This window comes from Dapis hubbardiae BLCC-M172 (assembly GCF_050016015.1).
Lineage (GTDB): Bacteria > Cyanobacteriota > Cyanobacteriia > Cyanobacteriales > Microcoleaceae > Trichodesmium.
The window spans coordinates 21,489-37,206 of the sequence record NZ_JBNHEQ010000166.1; the positions used below are offsets into that span (position 1 = coordinate 21,489).

Consider the following 15,718-nt stretch of genomic DNA (forward strand, 5'->3'; position numbering starts at 1 on the left):
TTAAAGTAACACAGGCATCTTGCCTGTAATAACTGTCTAAATTAAAGTAACACAGGCATCTTGCCTGTAATAACTGTCTAAATTAAAGTAACACAGACATATTGCCTCTAATAACTAGACTTTACCCTTGATGAAATACACTGTATTTATCTAAATTTATAGGCAGGAAAAATTTTGACAAAAAAAGTTTAAATGAGCTATCAAAGGCAAAATTTTAGGGAAAAATCACAATTTAACGCCTGTATTAGCAATCTTTTTACAAACGCTACAACTCATTAATTAATAATTGATAATGGATAATTGATAATTATATGGTGGTTAAAACCGTTACGGAATTGAAGATAAGGAAATGCACTTTTTTGCCCTAGCCAACGGGAGGCTTCAAGGCGCGAATTATTTAATTATTAATTATTAATAATTCGGTAATGAACTTGATAAGATTGATAATTTTTATTAGCATCTCATATTGAAAAAAAATTTAACTATAAAAACTGCTGAATAAGTCATAAAACTTATTCAGCCTTCCTAATATGCAGTTTCATTTCAATTTTTTACAGGATTTATTATTATTCCAATAGGATACCTGCTAAAGCATCTAACTCACTTTGAAGAACTTGCATTTCCACAGCAGCTAGGTCAACCTTCAACTTCTTACTAATTAGTTCGAGGACTTTCTTTTCTTGTGGAGTAATAACCTCATCTAACTCAGCAATTTTTTGACACTGAGCTACAACTGAAATCGCAAACTCATCATTAACTTGAGCAAGTAATTTTTCTAGAGATGGAGGAGATTTGATATTCTTCTGAATTATTTCCAAAGAACCAGGACTAAGGTTAGCTTCCTCAAGTTCTGGAAGTATTTGCTCCCAAGTTTTTCCAGGATTTCCAGCCAAAATTACATGAACCAAAATTTGATCCATAATAGCTTGTTGAGCGATCGCCGCTTTTAAATATTTCTGGGTATCAACTTGAGCAGTTTCTAGTGCGGTTTCCATAGTTTCTGGGGCTAATTTTGCTTCATAGAACCGACAAGCTGCATACCCTAGGGAATATAACATGACTGCATTTGTACTAGCACCAATTACTGCACCTGCTAAAGGCACATTTCGGATAAAAGCAAATCCTGCTTTGAGAGCATATTTAGCACCAGCTTTTAAAGCTTGACCACCTCCAGCAGCTAAACCAAAAATTCCTAAAACCTCTCCTTTTCTTGCTGGTTCTTGTAAATCAAATCCATAAGCATGAGCAATCTGATATACCATTTCCGCTTGTATTGCAGTTGTAGCTGCTAAGTCCACTGCCATGAGTGCTGATGCCATTCCTGGTACAATACTGGTAGCGACTCCTGTCCCCCCAACATAAATTGCTTTCTCCAAAATTACACGATGGCTAACTTCGGAGGGATTTTCATTAGGATATTGTTGTTGTAGGCGTTGAATTTCAGTTTCAGCTTTGACAATATCTACCCGATCGACTATTTCTAACAACCAATCTATTTTCAGAGCTTTTGTTAATGGTTGCAATAATGGACTATTGTTCACCATGTCGGTAACATATCCTAGGCCATGTGTTGTATTTACAGCTACACTACCAATAGCTTCACCTGCACCACAAGCTGCTTGAACTGTGGCGTTTCCCACTGCTTGTGCTGCTCCTCTCACTGAACCAAATAATGACCCTAAAAAAGACGAATTTTGATTTGGAGTTTTTGATAAATCTGCGGAAGTTGTAGTCATCTTTAACTGACCTTTTATGAATTTATATATCTAGAATAAGATGCACATTTGTCTGTTAGCAATAGTGTATTTACTGAAGTTTTATAGCGTAATTTCCTATTATTTTCCGAAAAAATACTGACCTATTGATAATCTATAAAATTTTTTGTAAGTTCCCAAAGTAGGATGATTTTTTAAAATCATTTATCTCTAAAATTGTACTTAATAAAAAAAGATAATTATCTCTGATTTATTATGGCTAATTAATGAGACTTTATCTAATTAGTAAAGTAGGATTTTATGAAATTATTTGCTGAAAAATTGTCTTGATAAAATTGATAATTTTTACCTCTTTTTCTTACCATTTCATATTGATAATAATCTAGACCATAAAATTTGCTGAATTAAGTTTCAAAACTTATGATAACTGATAATTGAAATGACTCTTTCCTACTTTTTATAAGACTATAAAATAATTTAATATTAATGAAACTTATATTTAATTGATTAATATATTTAAAATTTAAACTAATTTTGACAAAAAAAGTTGAAATGAGCTTTCGAGGGCCAAATTTTAGGGAAAAATCGTGATTTTGCGCTTGTATTAGCAATCTTTTCAGAAACGCTACAAGTCTTGATATGCAATAAATACAGGATTTTTGCTTCATAGCGAATTTTGATGTATATTGATAACAAGTCTGTCGCTCTGCGCAGGTGCTTATTAAAATGAAAAAGAGCATTGGTAAGTAGAAGTGCGATATAGCTGCCGCTAGGCTCCGCCAACGCGTTTGCGTAGCATTCCGTAGGAAAGCGGAATGGAATTCTATCGTCTCAGGGAAACGTAGTTTTATCGCTTCAGCGGATAAAATGGATAATTTTCACTTCTTAGCAGCTATGAGCATTTTATATTTTGTTGACGCTATCACGATTTTCACTTGTATGCAATTGCTGCGCTTGAAGGTCCAGTCAGGGGTATTATAGCTGTCGATTTAAAGCCGACTTGTTCAGTCCACCTATTAAAATCATCAAATGTGTAATCAAAACCCTCACCATCAGGTGATTCTATCAACATATTTAAACTCATCATCATCCCAAAAGTATTTTGTTTTCTATCATTATCAATCACTGCTTCAATTGCGATAAATGCTCCCCCATCTGGCAAAGCATCGTAAGCTTTCTGAATTAATCTAACCTTATTCTCTTCATTCCAATCATGTAAAATATTTCCCATAGTAATAACATCTGATTTAGGTAATTCTACTGCAAAGAAATCGCCACTTACTGCCTTAACACGATCTGCAAGTTGAAAACTTTGAATAGTTTCATTAGCTATAGGTTCAACAGAAGGTCTATCAAATGTAGTACATTTTATCTGCGGATAATGCCTTGCCACCATAACAGATAACACTCCTGCAGAACCACCTACATCCAAGAAAGTATTATATTTTGAGAAATCAAAAGTCTGGGTTAATTTCATAAAATTTCCTACTTGGAGACTCGTCATTGCATTAACAAATTCTTTTAGTAATACAGGGTTTTTATCTAAAACATCAAACAAGTTTTCTCCTCCACTTTTTGCTTCATTCTGTGCAAGTCCTGTAGTTAGTGCTTCATCTAAATTCCCCCAAAATCCATATAAGCGGTTGTTCATCATTTCCAACAAATCTCCTATGTAAGAAGGTTTACCCTTGTTCAAAAATGTTTCTGTATCTACACTATTTGAATACTTAGCATTCTCCAATAGACCACTCCGCTTTAAAAACCCAAAACTTGTGAGTATATCCAAAAAATCAAAAAGATGTCTATCTGCACAATTCAATTTCAAGGTTGATTTAATCTCACTAGCTGACATACTTCCCTTTTGGGATATAAGCGTAAATAATTGGAATTTTACTGCAGTCAATAAAATTTTAGATGCCCAAAATCCAGTTCCAATTTGCATAATCATTTCTGGAGATGGTTCTTTTTTCAGATTTTCCATTTATCCTCTTTTGTTGGTAATTATTTCATAGTTGACATTTTCAACCATAAACCTGATTTAGTACCGTAGTAGATTTGTATGAGTTTTTTTGAGTTATAAAAAATGCTGAATAAGTTTCAAAACCTATTCAGCCATCCTGAAAAGTAATAGAAAAATTACACCTATAGCTAAGAAAGAATTGGTGAGAACCTAGACTGATGATAAACCTTAGACTAGGAAATATTTTTCCGACTATTCCCTATTCCCTATTCCCTATTCCCTGCTACTGTAATTGAGGTAAAGCCTTTCTCGCCCTTTCTGCACGAGCATCCGCAGACTCCATCACATCATCAATTTTTTCCAACATTTCCCCTGGATAATTTTCTAACACCTTAGTAGAAAGAGAAATTCGTTTTCGACCTTCATCCAAATCAACAATCATCGCCTTAACCAAATTACCCTGGGCAAAAATTGTTGATAAAGAATCAACCCGTTTTTGACTAACCTGGGTAATATGCAGCAAACCAGTTAAACCCTCTAAATCTACAAAAATACCAAAAGGTTTCACTCCCGCAACTTTTCCTTCCACCAACTGACCAACAAGTAACTTACTAAAACCAGCAGACTGAGCGGCCAAACGCTGAGACATTACAATTTTCTTTTTTTCTTGGTCTAATTCCAAAAAATTGACAGTCAATACTTGGTCAATTAATGACTCCAAATTATCCTTTGCTAAAAGATGGGAGCGCGGAACAAAACCCCGCAAAGATTGCACATCTACCGTTACTCCACCTTTATTAGTACCAATTACTCGAACTTGGAAAGACTGACCACCTTCTTTTAGTTCAACTAACTTCTCCCATATTTGATTAATTTCTAGCTGCTTAACAGAAAGAAGCACTTCACCCTCTGCGTCTTGCTCGCGAATAATTAGAAATTCTCTTTCTAGCTTTAGTGGTAGTGCTTCCGATAAATCTTGTGTTACTCCCAAGGAAGCTTCTTGAATGGGTAAAAGAGCTAAAGACTTACCCCCTATATCAACGTAAATACCTTCAGATTCATAACTATGTACTTTTCCAGTAACTATTTGTCCTTTTTGAAATTCATAATTATACTGAGGTTGTTCGAGAGCTTTAGCAAAATCGTCCATAGTAAAGGACTGTTTACTTCCTTGAGAGCTAGTTGATTCGGGATTCATATCGATAATTGATAATTGATAATTGATAATTGATAATTAGGGCTTGCTGAAAAACTCTTTTTAAAAGCTAGCACTTTTTTTTACAGCTAAAAAATTTAATACCTTTATCTGTAAAAGCTTTGATATTTAATCAGCAAACCCTAATTATAGTTTGCTTATGTAAGTCTTTTGGTAAAAGCATTTCTCCAGAATTCACGAGTCAGGGGAATTATAGAAGCCCTAAGCGTATCTCCAGAAAATAGGTTAGAGGGAGAATTAATTAATTGATAAAAAATGGTTCATTAATTGATAATGGATAATTGATAATTACCTCTGGTTAAAACCTCACGGGAATTGAAGATAACGAAATATCCTAGCACTTTTTTTCCCCTATCCAAGGGGAGACTTTAAACCAGAATTATTTAATTATTAATTATTAATAATTCGGTAATAATTGATTTGATGATGGGATGAGTGGCAGATATCTAATACACCCCATCTCCCCATCTCCCCATCTCTCCCGTACGGACGCCCTTATGCAACGTCCCTACCCCTACTCTCAATCTATAATTTTAAATAGATCCCTTCAGGGGTTCTATAGAGGAGGTAGTCAGAAAAATCGTCTCTTGATTTTCTTTTCCTATCTTGCCCAAAATGCTAAATTTTTGCATCTCTGGCATCTAAAAGCTGGTACTTTATTAGTACCTAAAAAGGCTAAAACCTCTATCTATAAATACTTTTAGTTCTAATCAGCAATTCCTAATTCAAGATAGTTTTCATTATCAATTATCAATTATCCACTATTCATTATCCATTATCCATTATCAATTATCCACTATTCATTATCCATTATCCATTATTCATCAATTGTTGATTAAATAGTTCTTTTGTCTTAACCCAAGCATCAGCAGCAGCTTCAGTATTGTAACTACTACGATGGTCACAAAAGAAACCGTGGTCTGCCGGATAACGAAATACTTGATGTTTAATTTGATGTTTTTGTAATTCTACTTCTATTTGGTCTACTTGTTCTATGGGAATTAGAGGATCTTCTGTACCAAAGAAACAATATATCGTACCACTAATTTTAGGAGTGAGAGTAATAGTAGGTTCACCACCACCGGGAGTACCAGTAGCAATACCACCTCCATAGAAAGACGCGGTTGCTTCAATTTCTGGCAAAGTAGCTGCTAGATAAGTAACATGGCCTCCAAAACAGAAACCTATACAACCAAATTTATCTAGTTTAACAGTAGGTAGGGTTTTGAGATAATTAATAGTAGCTTGAATATCGCTTAATAGTTCTGAAGCTTTGGTTTGTTCTTTGTATTTGCGACCTAATATTAAATCCTCCTCAGTGTACCCCACTTCAAAACCAGGAGCTTGACGTTGGTAAATTGAGGGAGCGATCGCCACATAACCTTCTTTGGCAATTTTTTCTGTTACTTCCCTAATATGGCTATTAACCCCAAATATTTCTTGCACCACTACCACTGCCGGAAATGGACCAACTCCTGATGGTTGTGCTAAATAGGAATCTATTTGAAGGTCTCCATTAGGGACTTTAATATGGGTGGTATGGATTTCTAGTTGTGTCATTTCAGTTATTAATTAGCGAATAAGAAGGCTGGAAAACCGGAATTTTCTTTTTCATCCCCTTGAAAGATGAGGTTTGATAGTTAATTTTTTACCGAATAATTAAGGTTTAAAGCCTCTCATGATCAAGGAGAAACAATGAATTTATTTTCCTTTTATTCAATCCAATCCGTTTTAGGGAGAGGTAATTATCAATTATCCATTATCAATTATCAATTATTGAAGGAGCAAAAATTAATGTTAAATCTATAATAATTCTAAATGATTTATGGTAAAAAAATGTAGGGATTGGCTTTCAAAACCCAAACAAAAGTGGGATTTGGAGACAAGACCCTGACGATAAAATATTACCAAAATAATTGGGTTGCGCAGCCCCGACTTTTAAGGCTAAATGTTTTTCGAGCGTTGCTCTAAATCACCATTAAAAAAACAACTTTTGACTTCATTAAAACCTATTTAGGATTGGTATATATCATAATTGATATGATGATCTGGCGCTACAAATTTAGGGCGCGGACATGGGTAAATCCCAAAACTTAGTCAGAGATAACTTTTGACTTTTGATTTTTGATTTGAATTATGTTTGATTTTAAGATTGAAACAGATAGTGATATTCCCGTATCAAACCAATTATTTAATCAAATTCGGTTTGCGATCGCCTCCCGACAATTTCCCCCTGGCCATCAATTACCTAGTACCCGGCAACTTGCGATGCAAACTGGGTTGCATCGTAATACCATAAGTAAGGTATATCGTCAACTAGAAGAGACTGGCCTTGTAGAAAGTAAAGCAGGGTCTGGTATATATGTGAGAGGGCAGGAAAATCAGGTAGGGTCTAAGTCTCCTACTTTAGAGAAAAATCCAAATACCACTCATAGGGCCAAGACGATAGTCAAGAGTTGCCTGAATGAATTGTTATCCCAAGGTTGTAGTTTATACAACGCCAGGGAAATGTTCTTCAAAGAGATTAGCTGGCGATTAAGTTGTAGGAATATTTTAGTTACAGCTCCATCTAATGATATTGGGATTGGAGAATTGATGGCTAAAGAGTTGGAAGAAGCTCTAGGTAATTCGGTAAAGGTACAGTTAGTTCCTTTGGAAGAATTAGATGAGACTATAGACAAAGTATTTTTTTTCACAACTACAATTGTCACAAGTCGTTATTTTATTGGGCAAGCTGAAAAAATAGCTGCTAAAAAAAATCAATCTGTCCGAGAGTCTATCCCAGAACCTGTTCAAGAAGCTTTCCTAGAACCTTTCCGAGTTATACCAGTTGATATAGATGATTTTAGTCAGGAATTTGAATTGCTAAAAACATTACCTAAGGGAAGTTACTGTGGTTTAGTTAGTCTTAGTTCTGGTTTTTTACGAGCTGCAGAAGTAATTATTAATGGTTGGCGTGGAAATGATGTAATTGTTATTACTGCCCAACATATAGAAACCGAGAAAATTAATTCTATGGTGCGGTCAGCTAAAATAATTGTTTGTGATAGATTTTGTTTTGATAAAGTTAAAGATGCTTTACAAAAAAATAGGGAAGATATTATTCGTCCACCAGAAATTAGATGTATTGAAAATTATATTCGCATAGATTCGATTAATCTGTTGAAACGGGAGTTAGGTTTAATTTAGCTGTAAGCATTCAGCGGTTAGCTATTGGCTATGAGTTATTAATTAATTGGTTTTACAGTAGGAATTAGGATTGAGAAATTTAAGGATAATTAAAAGTAAATGAATTATTGATAATTTCAAATGGATAAATGTATATATAGCAATCCTATTTTAGTTGTGGTATTTTTGTGGTAGTTAGGAGTCAGGAGTCGTAGGGACATTGTATGCAACGTCCGTACAGGAGTCAGAATTTCAAAGGCTTTCAGTTTAATTCAACTATTATGAAACTTATTACAACCTATTTATGATTGCTATAGCAATTATAAATAAATGATTTGTCAGAAAAAACTGTAGGGGTTTGGTCTCCAAACTAAGGACAAGAATCAGATTGGGAAATTAAACTGCTAGGAGCAAATGTTACAACCTATTTATGATTGCTATAGCAATTATAAATAAATGATTTGTGAGAAAAAACTGTGGGGGTTTGGTATCCAAACCAAGGGCAAGAATAGGATTTGGAAACTCAACCACTACCAGCAAATGTTACAATCTGTTTAGGAATGTTATATGTAGCAATCAGAGTTGGAAGATACTGTCAATTAAGATTGTGAGAGATGATTTTAAATTTAATTATATAATTACCAAAAAAATGCAAATTAACTAATAAATTATTAAGGCAAAAATGAAAACAGCAATTAGAGATATTAATACAGAAATCTTAGAACATAATTTACAAAAAAGCTGGCAATCTTTACATGAATCCAATGATGTTTGTGAAATTCAATGTGACTTAAAAGCAGGAACATTATTGGTGGTTTGTCAACATCCAGCCAATGTGGTGATAGATAGAGAAAAAACAATTGCCGAGTTAAAAAGTATTGTTCTAAAACAGGAGTTAGAATCTATAGAAAAAGTAGGTATTTGTTTGAATGTAATAGGTCATATATATCCTTATGCTTATCATTCATTTTTTACGAAGAGTAGGCAAGAAGAATCTACATTAACTTTTATGCCGAAATGGGTAGATGAAAAGATAGGTTCTGAAATAAAAATTACTCCAGAATTATTAGATTCCTTAGATAATCCATTTAATTTAAAAGATTTAGAAGCAATATCTATTAGATTAGAATCTGACGAGAGATCCGAGTCAAATACTCATGTCATAAATCCGAATATTCCTGGTGATAAAAGTCAAAAGTCAGAAATCAAAATTACCTCAAAATTACTGGATGATTTAGATAATCCTTTTGATGCAAAAGAATTAGACTTATCTCCCAAAAAATTCAAAAGAAAAGCCAGAAATTATGTAGAACAAAAATCACCTAAAACAAAAGAATCAACTGTTAACTTAACTACCTTTTCTCAAGTAGAATTTCTCAGTGCCAGTTTAAGTTTAGCAATTTTAATAGGCTGTTTTTATGCAATAACTCAACCCTGTGTAATTGGAAAATGTATGATAATACCAACAGCAAAAGAGTTAAATGAACAGTCACTAGAAACAATTAAAAATGTCACAAGCTCTTTAGCTCCAAAGCAAGCACAAGAAAAGCTAGAAACAGCAGTTCAAGATTTAGAAAAGATTCCATTTTGGTCAATACATTACTTAGAATCACAACATTTAAAGTCTACTTACCAAACTGAAAATCAATATTTAGAAACAATTAGAAAAGCTTTGCGTAATGGTCAACAAGCAGCTCAAAATAGTAAAAGTTTACCATTACCAAAAGAAGACTGGGTAGAAATTCAATCACTTTGGCAAGAAGCGATCGCTCTATTGGAAAAAGTACCAGAAGATAGTATAGCTTATCCTTTTGCTAAAAATAAATTGCAGCAATATCGCAAGTATTTAGTTGCTATTAAAGGAAGGTTAACTACTGAAGAAGAAGCGAATCAAAAATTAATAGCTGCGAAAAAATCAGCTCAGTTAGCAGAGACAAGAGAGGTAATAGCTCAGTTTCCTGAAAGCTGGAAAAATATATATTCAAATTGGGCAGATGCGTTGGAGAAAATATCTACTATTCCTCCACAAACAACTGCCTATTTAGAAGCAAAAAATTTACTACCTCAGTATGAACAAAAACTTCAATTAGCTGATGAACGTAGAATTATAGAACAAATTGGAGAGGAGGCTTATAATCAAGGTATTAGTTATTCTAAACAAGCTGAAGTTTTTGAACAGAGAGCTAATTGGAAAGAGGCGACAGAATATTGGCAAAAAGCTCTAAATTCTGCTGAGGAAGTACCTAATAATTCTAGTTATTTTGCTAAAGTTAAACCACTTATTAAATCTTATAATACTCTTCTAAAGATAGCAGCAGCTAACCAAAGATTATTAGACACTTTAGCCAAAGCTAATCAGGATTTAAGTAAGACTTGTCAAGGAAAACCAAAAATTTGTCAATATAGTGTTACTAAGGATTTAATTACTGTGCGGTTAACTTCTGACTATGTGGAGAAAATAAAAAAAACAGCTAAAGCAGTAGAAAGTAGTAAAGATAAAAAAAGTCGTACTGAATTAGAAAAGCATTTGAAAACTTTACAGGTTGCTTTGGAGGCTATTAGTAATAATGCTAAAATTCCTTTAGAAGTTTATAACCCACAAGGTTTAAAAATTGCTGCTCATTTTCCCAATAGTTGAAGTCATTTCAGTTATCAGTTATCAGTTATCAGTTAACAGTTATCAGTATCTCTAACTGTTTCCGCAGCATGACCTAGGAAAGCAAGAGGCTTAAAATTTGAAATATTCTCTTTTTTATCCCCTTAAAAGGGCAGGCTTTATACCAGAGTTTTTCGGTAAAATTTTAAGTCCAGGAGTAGGGAAATATTGGTAATTTATAATATAGTAATTCGCGCTTATGTACTCACATTTTATCGTAGGGGTTTGGTTTCCAAACCCAGGCGAAAATGTGATTATGACCAAAGTTCTGTAGCTTTTTAAAAGTAGAAGCAGGGTTTTGTATTTATAAAGCGACTCTTGAATATGTAAGTTTTCTAATTTTCTCTTTTGATAATGATTATATCCCACAGATATAAATTTATTTTCCTGAAAACAATCAAGACGGCTGGTACATCAATTGAAATTTCTTTATCCAGATTTTGTGGTGATGATGACATAATAACCCCTATTAGTTTGGAAGATGAAGCTATCAGAAAACTTCTTGGGAAAAAGCCACAAAATTATTTAGATTATGATGTTCAAGGAAATGAATACAAAAAGTATTTCAATCATATCACTGCTCAAAAAATTAAAAGTCTAATAGAACCTTCAATTTGGGATAGTTACTATAAGTTTTGCTTTGAAAGAAATCCTTTTGATAGAGCCATATCTTTGTACTATTTTAGCTGTCGATACAAGTCTATTAAATTTGATGACTGGCTGAAAAACCAGTATCCTAATTTATCTGCACAAAAGAGCTAAAATATTTACACAATAAACAATAAAGTAGCAGTTTATTTTATTGGTAAGTATGAAAATATTCCCTCAGATTTAACTTTCGTATGTCAGAAGTTAAATATACCGTTTGATGGATATTTGCCAAAAGCTAAAAGATTTTTCAGAGATGATAAACGCCCTTATGATAAGTTTTTGAATACCGAACAAATGCAAATTATCCGTGAATCTAACTCAAATGTTATTGATTTATTAGGTTATGGCAATGAAAATCAAAATAATCACGACATTTCAATCTTAGACAAAGAAAAAAAACAACCAGAAAATTATACTGAAGAATATTATAATCAAATAGGATATCTACTACAAAAGCAAGGAAAATTAGACGAAGCTTTGACTGCTTATGCTCAAGCAATTGGAATTAATCCCAAAAAATCTTGGGCTTATTATCATACACTAGGTAATATTTTTAGAGAAAATAATCTCTACAGGGAAGCAGTAAAAGCTTACCATCAAGCTATTAAAATTAAACCAGATTTTCCCTGGACTCATTATCACTTAGGAATGGTTTTAGAGAAACAAGGAAAATTAGATGAAGCTGTTACTTACTATCAAAATGCTATTCAACTTTATCCAAATTTATCCAAATTTATCTTATTACAAAAACAAATTATAGCAATCCTAAATAGGTCGTAAAAAATCAAAAAGTAGATAAAAAAGTTGAAATTCCTACCTGTTGCTTGTTGCCTGTTACCTAAAAAGCAGTAAAATTTTTGCCACGAATAAAATAGGATTGCTATATTTCAGCAATTAACAATGAACAATTAATAATTAATAATTAATAATTAATAATTACCCCTTCTTTCAAGAAGGGGATTAGCACTCAAGGAAATTTTTTTGATTTATCCCCTTGAAAGGGGAGGCTTTAAACCTTAATTGTTGAATGAATAATTAATTATTGACTATCAACTCTTAATTATTAATTATTAACTATTAACTATTAATTATTAATTATTCGGTAAAATTACATAAACAGAGAGTAGATTTTCAGAGTAAATTGTTCCACGATCATGTTTTCTTTTATCTATAATTTTATAGAAGTTCTAGGCAAACTTAGGTAGGGCTTTTAATTGACTATTAATCCCTAGAGGTTTAAAGCTTCTTCTTTTAAATAGATAGATAATTAGAGATAGTTTTCATTATCAATTATCAATTACTCATTATCCATTATCCATTATCCATTAATAAGTTGTGCGTCCTGATTAAAAAATTGCTTACATAAACCATAAGTAACTAATAAACTTGTTGTCAAATTTGCAAAAGCCAAAAGAAACATAATTAACATTTGATATGCTACAGCATCCAAAGGATTAACACCACTTAATAACTGACCAGTAACAATACCAGGAAGGGTGACAATTCCAATTACCATCATTGAATTTAAAGTAGGTATTAATGCAGCACGAATAGCATCTTTTTTATACTTAATAACTGCTTGTTCAGGTGTAGCTCCTAAACTTAAATAAGTTTCAATTTCTACTGAACTAGAATTAATTGTACTGACAAGTCTTTCTCCAGCGATCGCTGCTGCATTCATGGCATTTCCTAATACTATTCCCACTAAAGGAATTAAATATTGAGGTTCATACCAAGTCTCAGGTTTAATAACGAATAAATTTGTATAACTAATACTTAAAGTTGTACTGGTTAAAATGGAACCCCAAACTAAAGGTAACAACCGAGGTATTTTTGGACTAATTCTATTTCTCGCAACTACAGAAGCAACTGTTAACATAACAACTAAAATAGTAATAACTAACCAAGGTTGTTTAGTTGTAAATACTATTGCTAATATATAGCCAACAAATATTAACTGTACAATAGTACGAACTGTAGCTATTAATAATTGCCATTCTAATCCTAATTTTTGCCAAGCTGAGAGACCAATAGCTATAGCAATTAGTCCTAAAGCCATAGCTATATCCGTAATTGTTAATTGAATCATATCAATCTTTTCAAGCAACTGTAAGAAAATCTTTAGTAAAAAAAGCTAAATAGGGCTTGCTGAAAAAGTCTTATGGGTGAGGGTAGGAGTCACGAGGAATAGGGAATTTAGAGGAGGTAGTCAGAAGAATTATCCCTTGATTTTTCAGCAATAGCTTCAACCCAAAATCCTAACTTTTTGCAGCTCTAGAGAATGAAAACCTTGTACTTTTTCCAGGCCTAAAAAGGCTGACCTTTATCTATTATCTATAAAGGGTTTTATATTTAATCAGCAAATCCTAAATAAAAGTAGTTTGAATACCCACAAGGTAGAAAAATATCAATAGCAATTGTAAAAATTTAATAAATGTCTATAAAGTCCTATCCTAAAATACTCAGTAATAACAGTTCTTACTTTAAATTCATCAAATTAATTAATACTTGAAGCCATTAAAAAATTAATTAAATTAATTAATTAGGAAACATAAATTATTCAAAAATAATCATTTTTTGGTTGCTAACCCCAACTAATTGTCAACATTATTATATGGTGAGAATAGAGACTTCAACTTATAATTTTAATTTTCTTATGAACACTTTTATAGGAGGAAAAAATAAACAGACAATAAGCAAAAGTATAAAAAACATTTCTCTGTATTTGAGCGATAATCACTTTATGTTTTAAGCAACTCTTTATTTACTATGATTTACCGAAAAATAGTGGGTATGCGCCTTCCCTTTTAAGGGGATAAAAAAAGAGAATATTCCTGATATCAAGCCTCCTTACTGCAGAGGTACTATTAATGAATTTCCTCTACAGAAGGGTAACTGATAACTGAAATGACACCTAAAAGTTTTGAATTATTTAGACTTAAATCCATAAAATTCCCGCACGAAATATAAAGGTCTTCTTTTGACTTCACCATGAATTCTACCTAAATATTCCCCAATAACACCCAAGGTAATAAGTTGTACCCCTCCTAAAAATAGAGTAACAACCATTAATGAAGCATATCCTGGAACATCAATTCCCCAAATGAGAGTCCTAATAATTAGATATGTAGCATAGACAAATGCAATACAAGATATAGATAATCCGATATAACTCCAGATTTTTAGGGGAACTGCGCTAAAAGATGTGATACCCTCAAGAGCAAAGTTCCATAATTTCCAATAATTCCATTTTGTTTCCCCCTTGTATCGAGCTGGGCGATCGTATTCTACAGAGATTTGTTTAAACCCAACCCAGGCAAATAAACCTTTCATAAACCTATGAGTTTCTGGCAGTTGTTTAATCGCCTCAATCACCTGACGATCCATTAATCTAAAATCTCCCGTATCTTGGGGAATTTTAATTGGAGTCATCTTTTGAATGATGCGAGAGAAACCATTAGCAGTCATTTGCTTCAGCCAAGTTTCTCCAGACCGGGATTTTCTAGTACCATAAACTACATCATACCCTTCCTGCCATTTGGCCACCATATCGCTAATTAACTCTGGTGGGTCTTGTAGATCGGCATCAATAGGAATTACTGCCTTTCCCGTAGCATAGTCCAAACCAGCAGTCATAGCTACTTCTTTACCAAAATTACGGGACAGGTTAATCACCTTAATTGCAGAATTACTGTCATGGTGTTCAACTAAACAATTGAGAGTGTTATCCTGACTTCCATCATTGACACAAATAATTTCATAAGTCATACCGAGTGGTTCAAGAACTGAGATTAACCGCTCGAATAGATAATCAAGATTAGGTTCTTCGTTATAGCAAGGAACAATAATTGATAAATCTATGGTTTCTTCAGGTTGTATATTTTTTAATTTATGACTATAAGTGTTCATATTATTTCTAATTTATAGCGCTAGGGAATAGGGAATAGGGTATAGTAAATTGTTAAAGGGTTTTCCTAGGTCATGCTGCGCAAACAGGATTTAGAAATGTCCTAACCTTAATGGGTAAAGCTATACTTTCTAGATATAATAGGTTAGCTTGTCCTGGTTTATGAAGCGTAATGTATTTGTTTGACAATTTATTAAGAATACCTCAAATTTATCAGTATAATTTCTGCAATTACTATTGAACTTAAGATTAAGTCCATGCCTAATCATCCTCTAAATTTATAATTAAAGTCGTTAAAAAGATTAGAAAAAATATCCCCCCTTAAATTAAATAGGTTAGAAAAAATATCCCCTCTTAAATTAAATAGGATGGAATAAAAAATTGAGGGATAGTCTTAGATGTTCGGAACAAGGATCTGTTTAAATATAGTTGATTTTTCTTATCA

General features: G+C 32.8%; 10 protein-coding genes. 4 read left to right on the top strand and 6 right to left on the bottom strand.

All coding sequences use genetic code 11. The annotated features are described in order from the left end of the window. Window positions 1-566: 566 nt before the first annotated feature. The 4 genes from ACP6PK_RS14840 to ACP6PK_RS14855 all read right to left on the bottom strand — a co-directional run bounded on the left by ACP6PK_RS14840 (window position 567) and on the right by ACP6PK_RS14855 (window position 6,451). Window positions 567-1,736: an EcsC family protein gene (locus ACP6PK_RS14840; protein ID WP_426560354.1), complete on the bottom strand. Its 1,170-nt coding sequence runs from the start codon at window positions 1,734-1,736 to the stop codon at window positions 567-569. Window positions 1,737-2,646: 910 nt separating this feature from the next. Next, window positions 2,647-3,696 (bottom strand): methyltransferase, encoded by a 1,050-nt coding sequence (locus tag ACP6PK_RS14845; RefSeq protein ID WP_426560356.1) that lies wholly within the window; start codon window positions 3,694-3,696, stop codon window positions 2,647-2,649. A 262-nt stretch (window positions 3,697-3,958) separates the two neighbouring features. Continuing rightward, on the bottom strand, window positions 3,959-4,873 hold the full coding sequence (locus ACP6PK_RS14850; RefSeq protein WP_426560358.1) for a S1 RNA-binding domain-containing protein: 915 nt from the start codon (window positions 4,871-4,873) through the stop codon (window positions 3,959-3,961). 828 nt (window positions 4,874-5,701) lie between these two features. Continuing rightward, entirely contained in the window at window positions 5,702-6,451 is a 750-nt protein-coding gene (locus tag ACP6PK_RS14855; RefSeq protein WP_426560360.1) for a dienelactone hydrolase family protein, read from the bottom strand. Window positions 6,452-7,027: 576 nt separating this feature from the next. On the opposite strand from ACP6PK_RS14855, the gene ACP6PK_RS14860 reads away from it, so the two are divergent. From ACP6PK_RS14860 to ACP6PK_RS14875, 4 genes are all read left to right on the top strand, one after another. Beyond that, the gene (locus ACP6PK_RS14860; RefSeq protein ID WP_426560362.1) at window positions 7,028-8,080 is read left to right on the top strand and encodes a GntR family transcriptional regulator; all 1,053 of its coding nucleotides are present in this window, start codon (window positions 7,028-7,030) and stop codon (window positions 8,078-8,080) included. Window positions 8,081-8,741: 661 nt separating this feature from the next. Next, entirely contained in the window at window positions 8,742-10,697 is a 1,956-nt protein-coding gene (locus ACP6PK_RS14865; protein ID WP_426560364.1) for a hypothetical protein, read from the top strand. A gap of 372 nt (window positions 10,698-11,069) precedes the next feature. Then, window positions 11,070-11,477, top strand: coding sequence for a sulfotransferase family 2 domain-containing protein (locus ACP6PK_RS14870; protein WP_426560366.1), 408 nt, complete (start codon window positions 11,070-11,072; stop codon window positions 11,475-11,477). 114 nt (window positions 11,478-11,591) lie between these two features. Continuing rightward, on the top strand, window positions 11,592-12,146 hold the full coding sequence (locus ACP6PK_RS14875; RefSeq protein WP_426560368.1) for a tetratricopeptide repeat protein: 555 nt from the start codon (window positions 11,592-11,594) through the stop codon (window positions 12,144-12,146). A gap of 538 nt (window positions 12,147-12,684) precedes the next feature. On the opposite strand, the gene ACP6PK_RS14880 is transcribed toward ACP6PK_RS14875, so the two are convergent. Beyond that, entirely contained in the window at window positions 12,685-13,455 is a 771-nt protein-coding gene (locus ACP6PK_RS14880) for an ABC transporter permease (protein WP_426560370.1), read from the bottom strand. An 839-nt stretch (window positions 13,456-14,294) separates the two neighbouring features. Further along, complete coding sequence (locus ACP6PK_RS14885; protein WP_426560372.1) at window positions 14,295-15,275, bottom strand: glycosyltransferase family 2 protein; 981 nt, start codon at window positions 15,273-15,275, stop codon at window positions 14,295-14,297. Window positions 15,276-15,718: the final 443 nt, after the last annotated feature.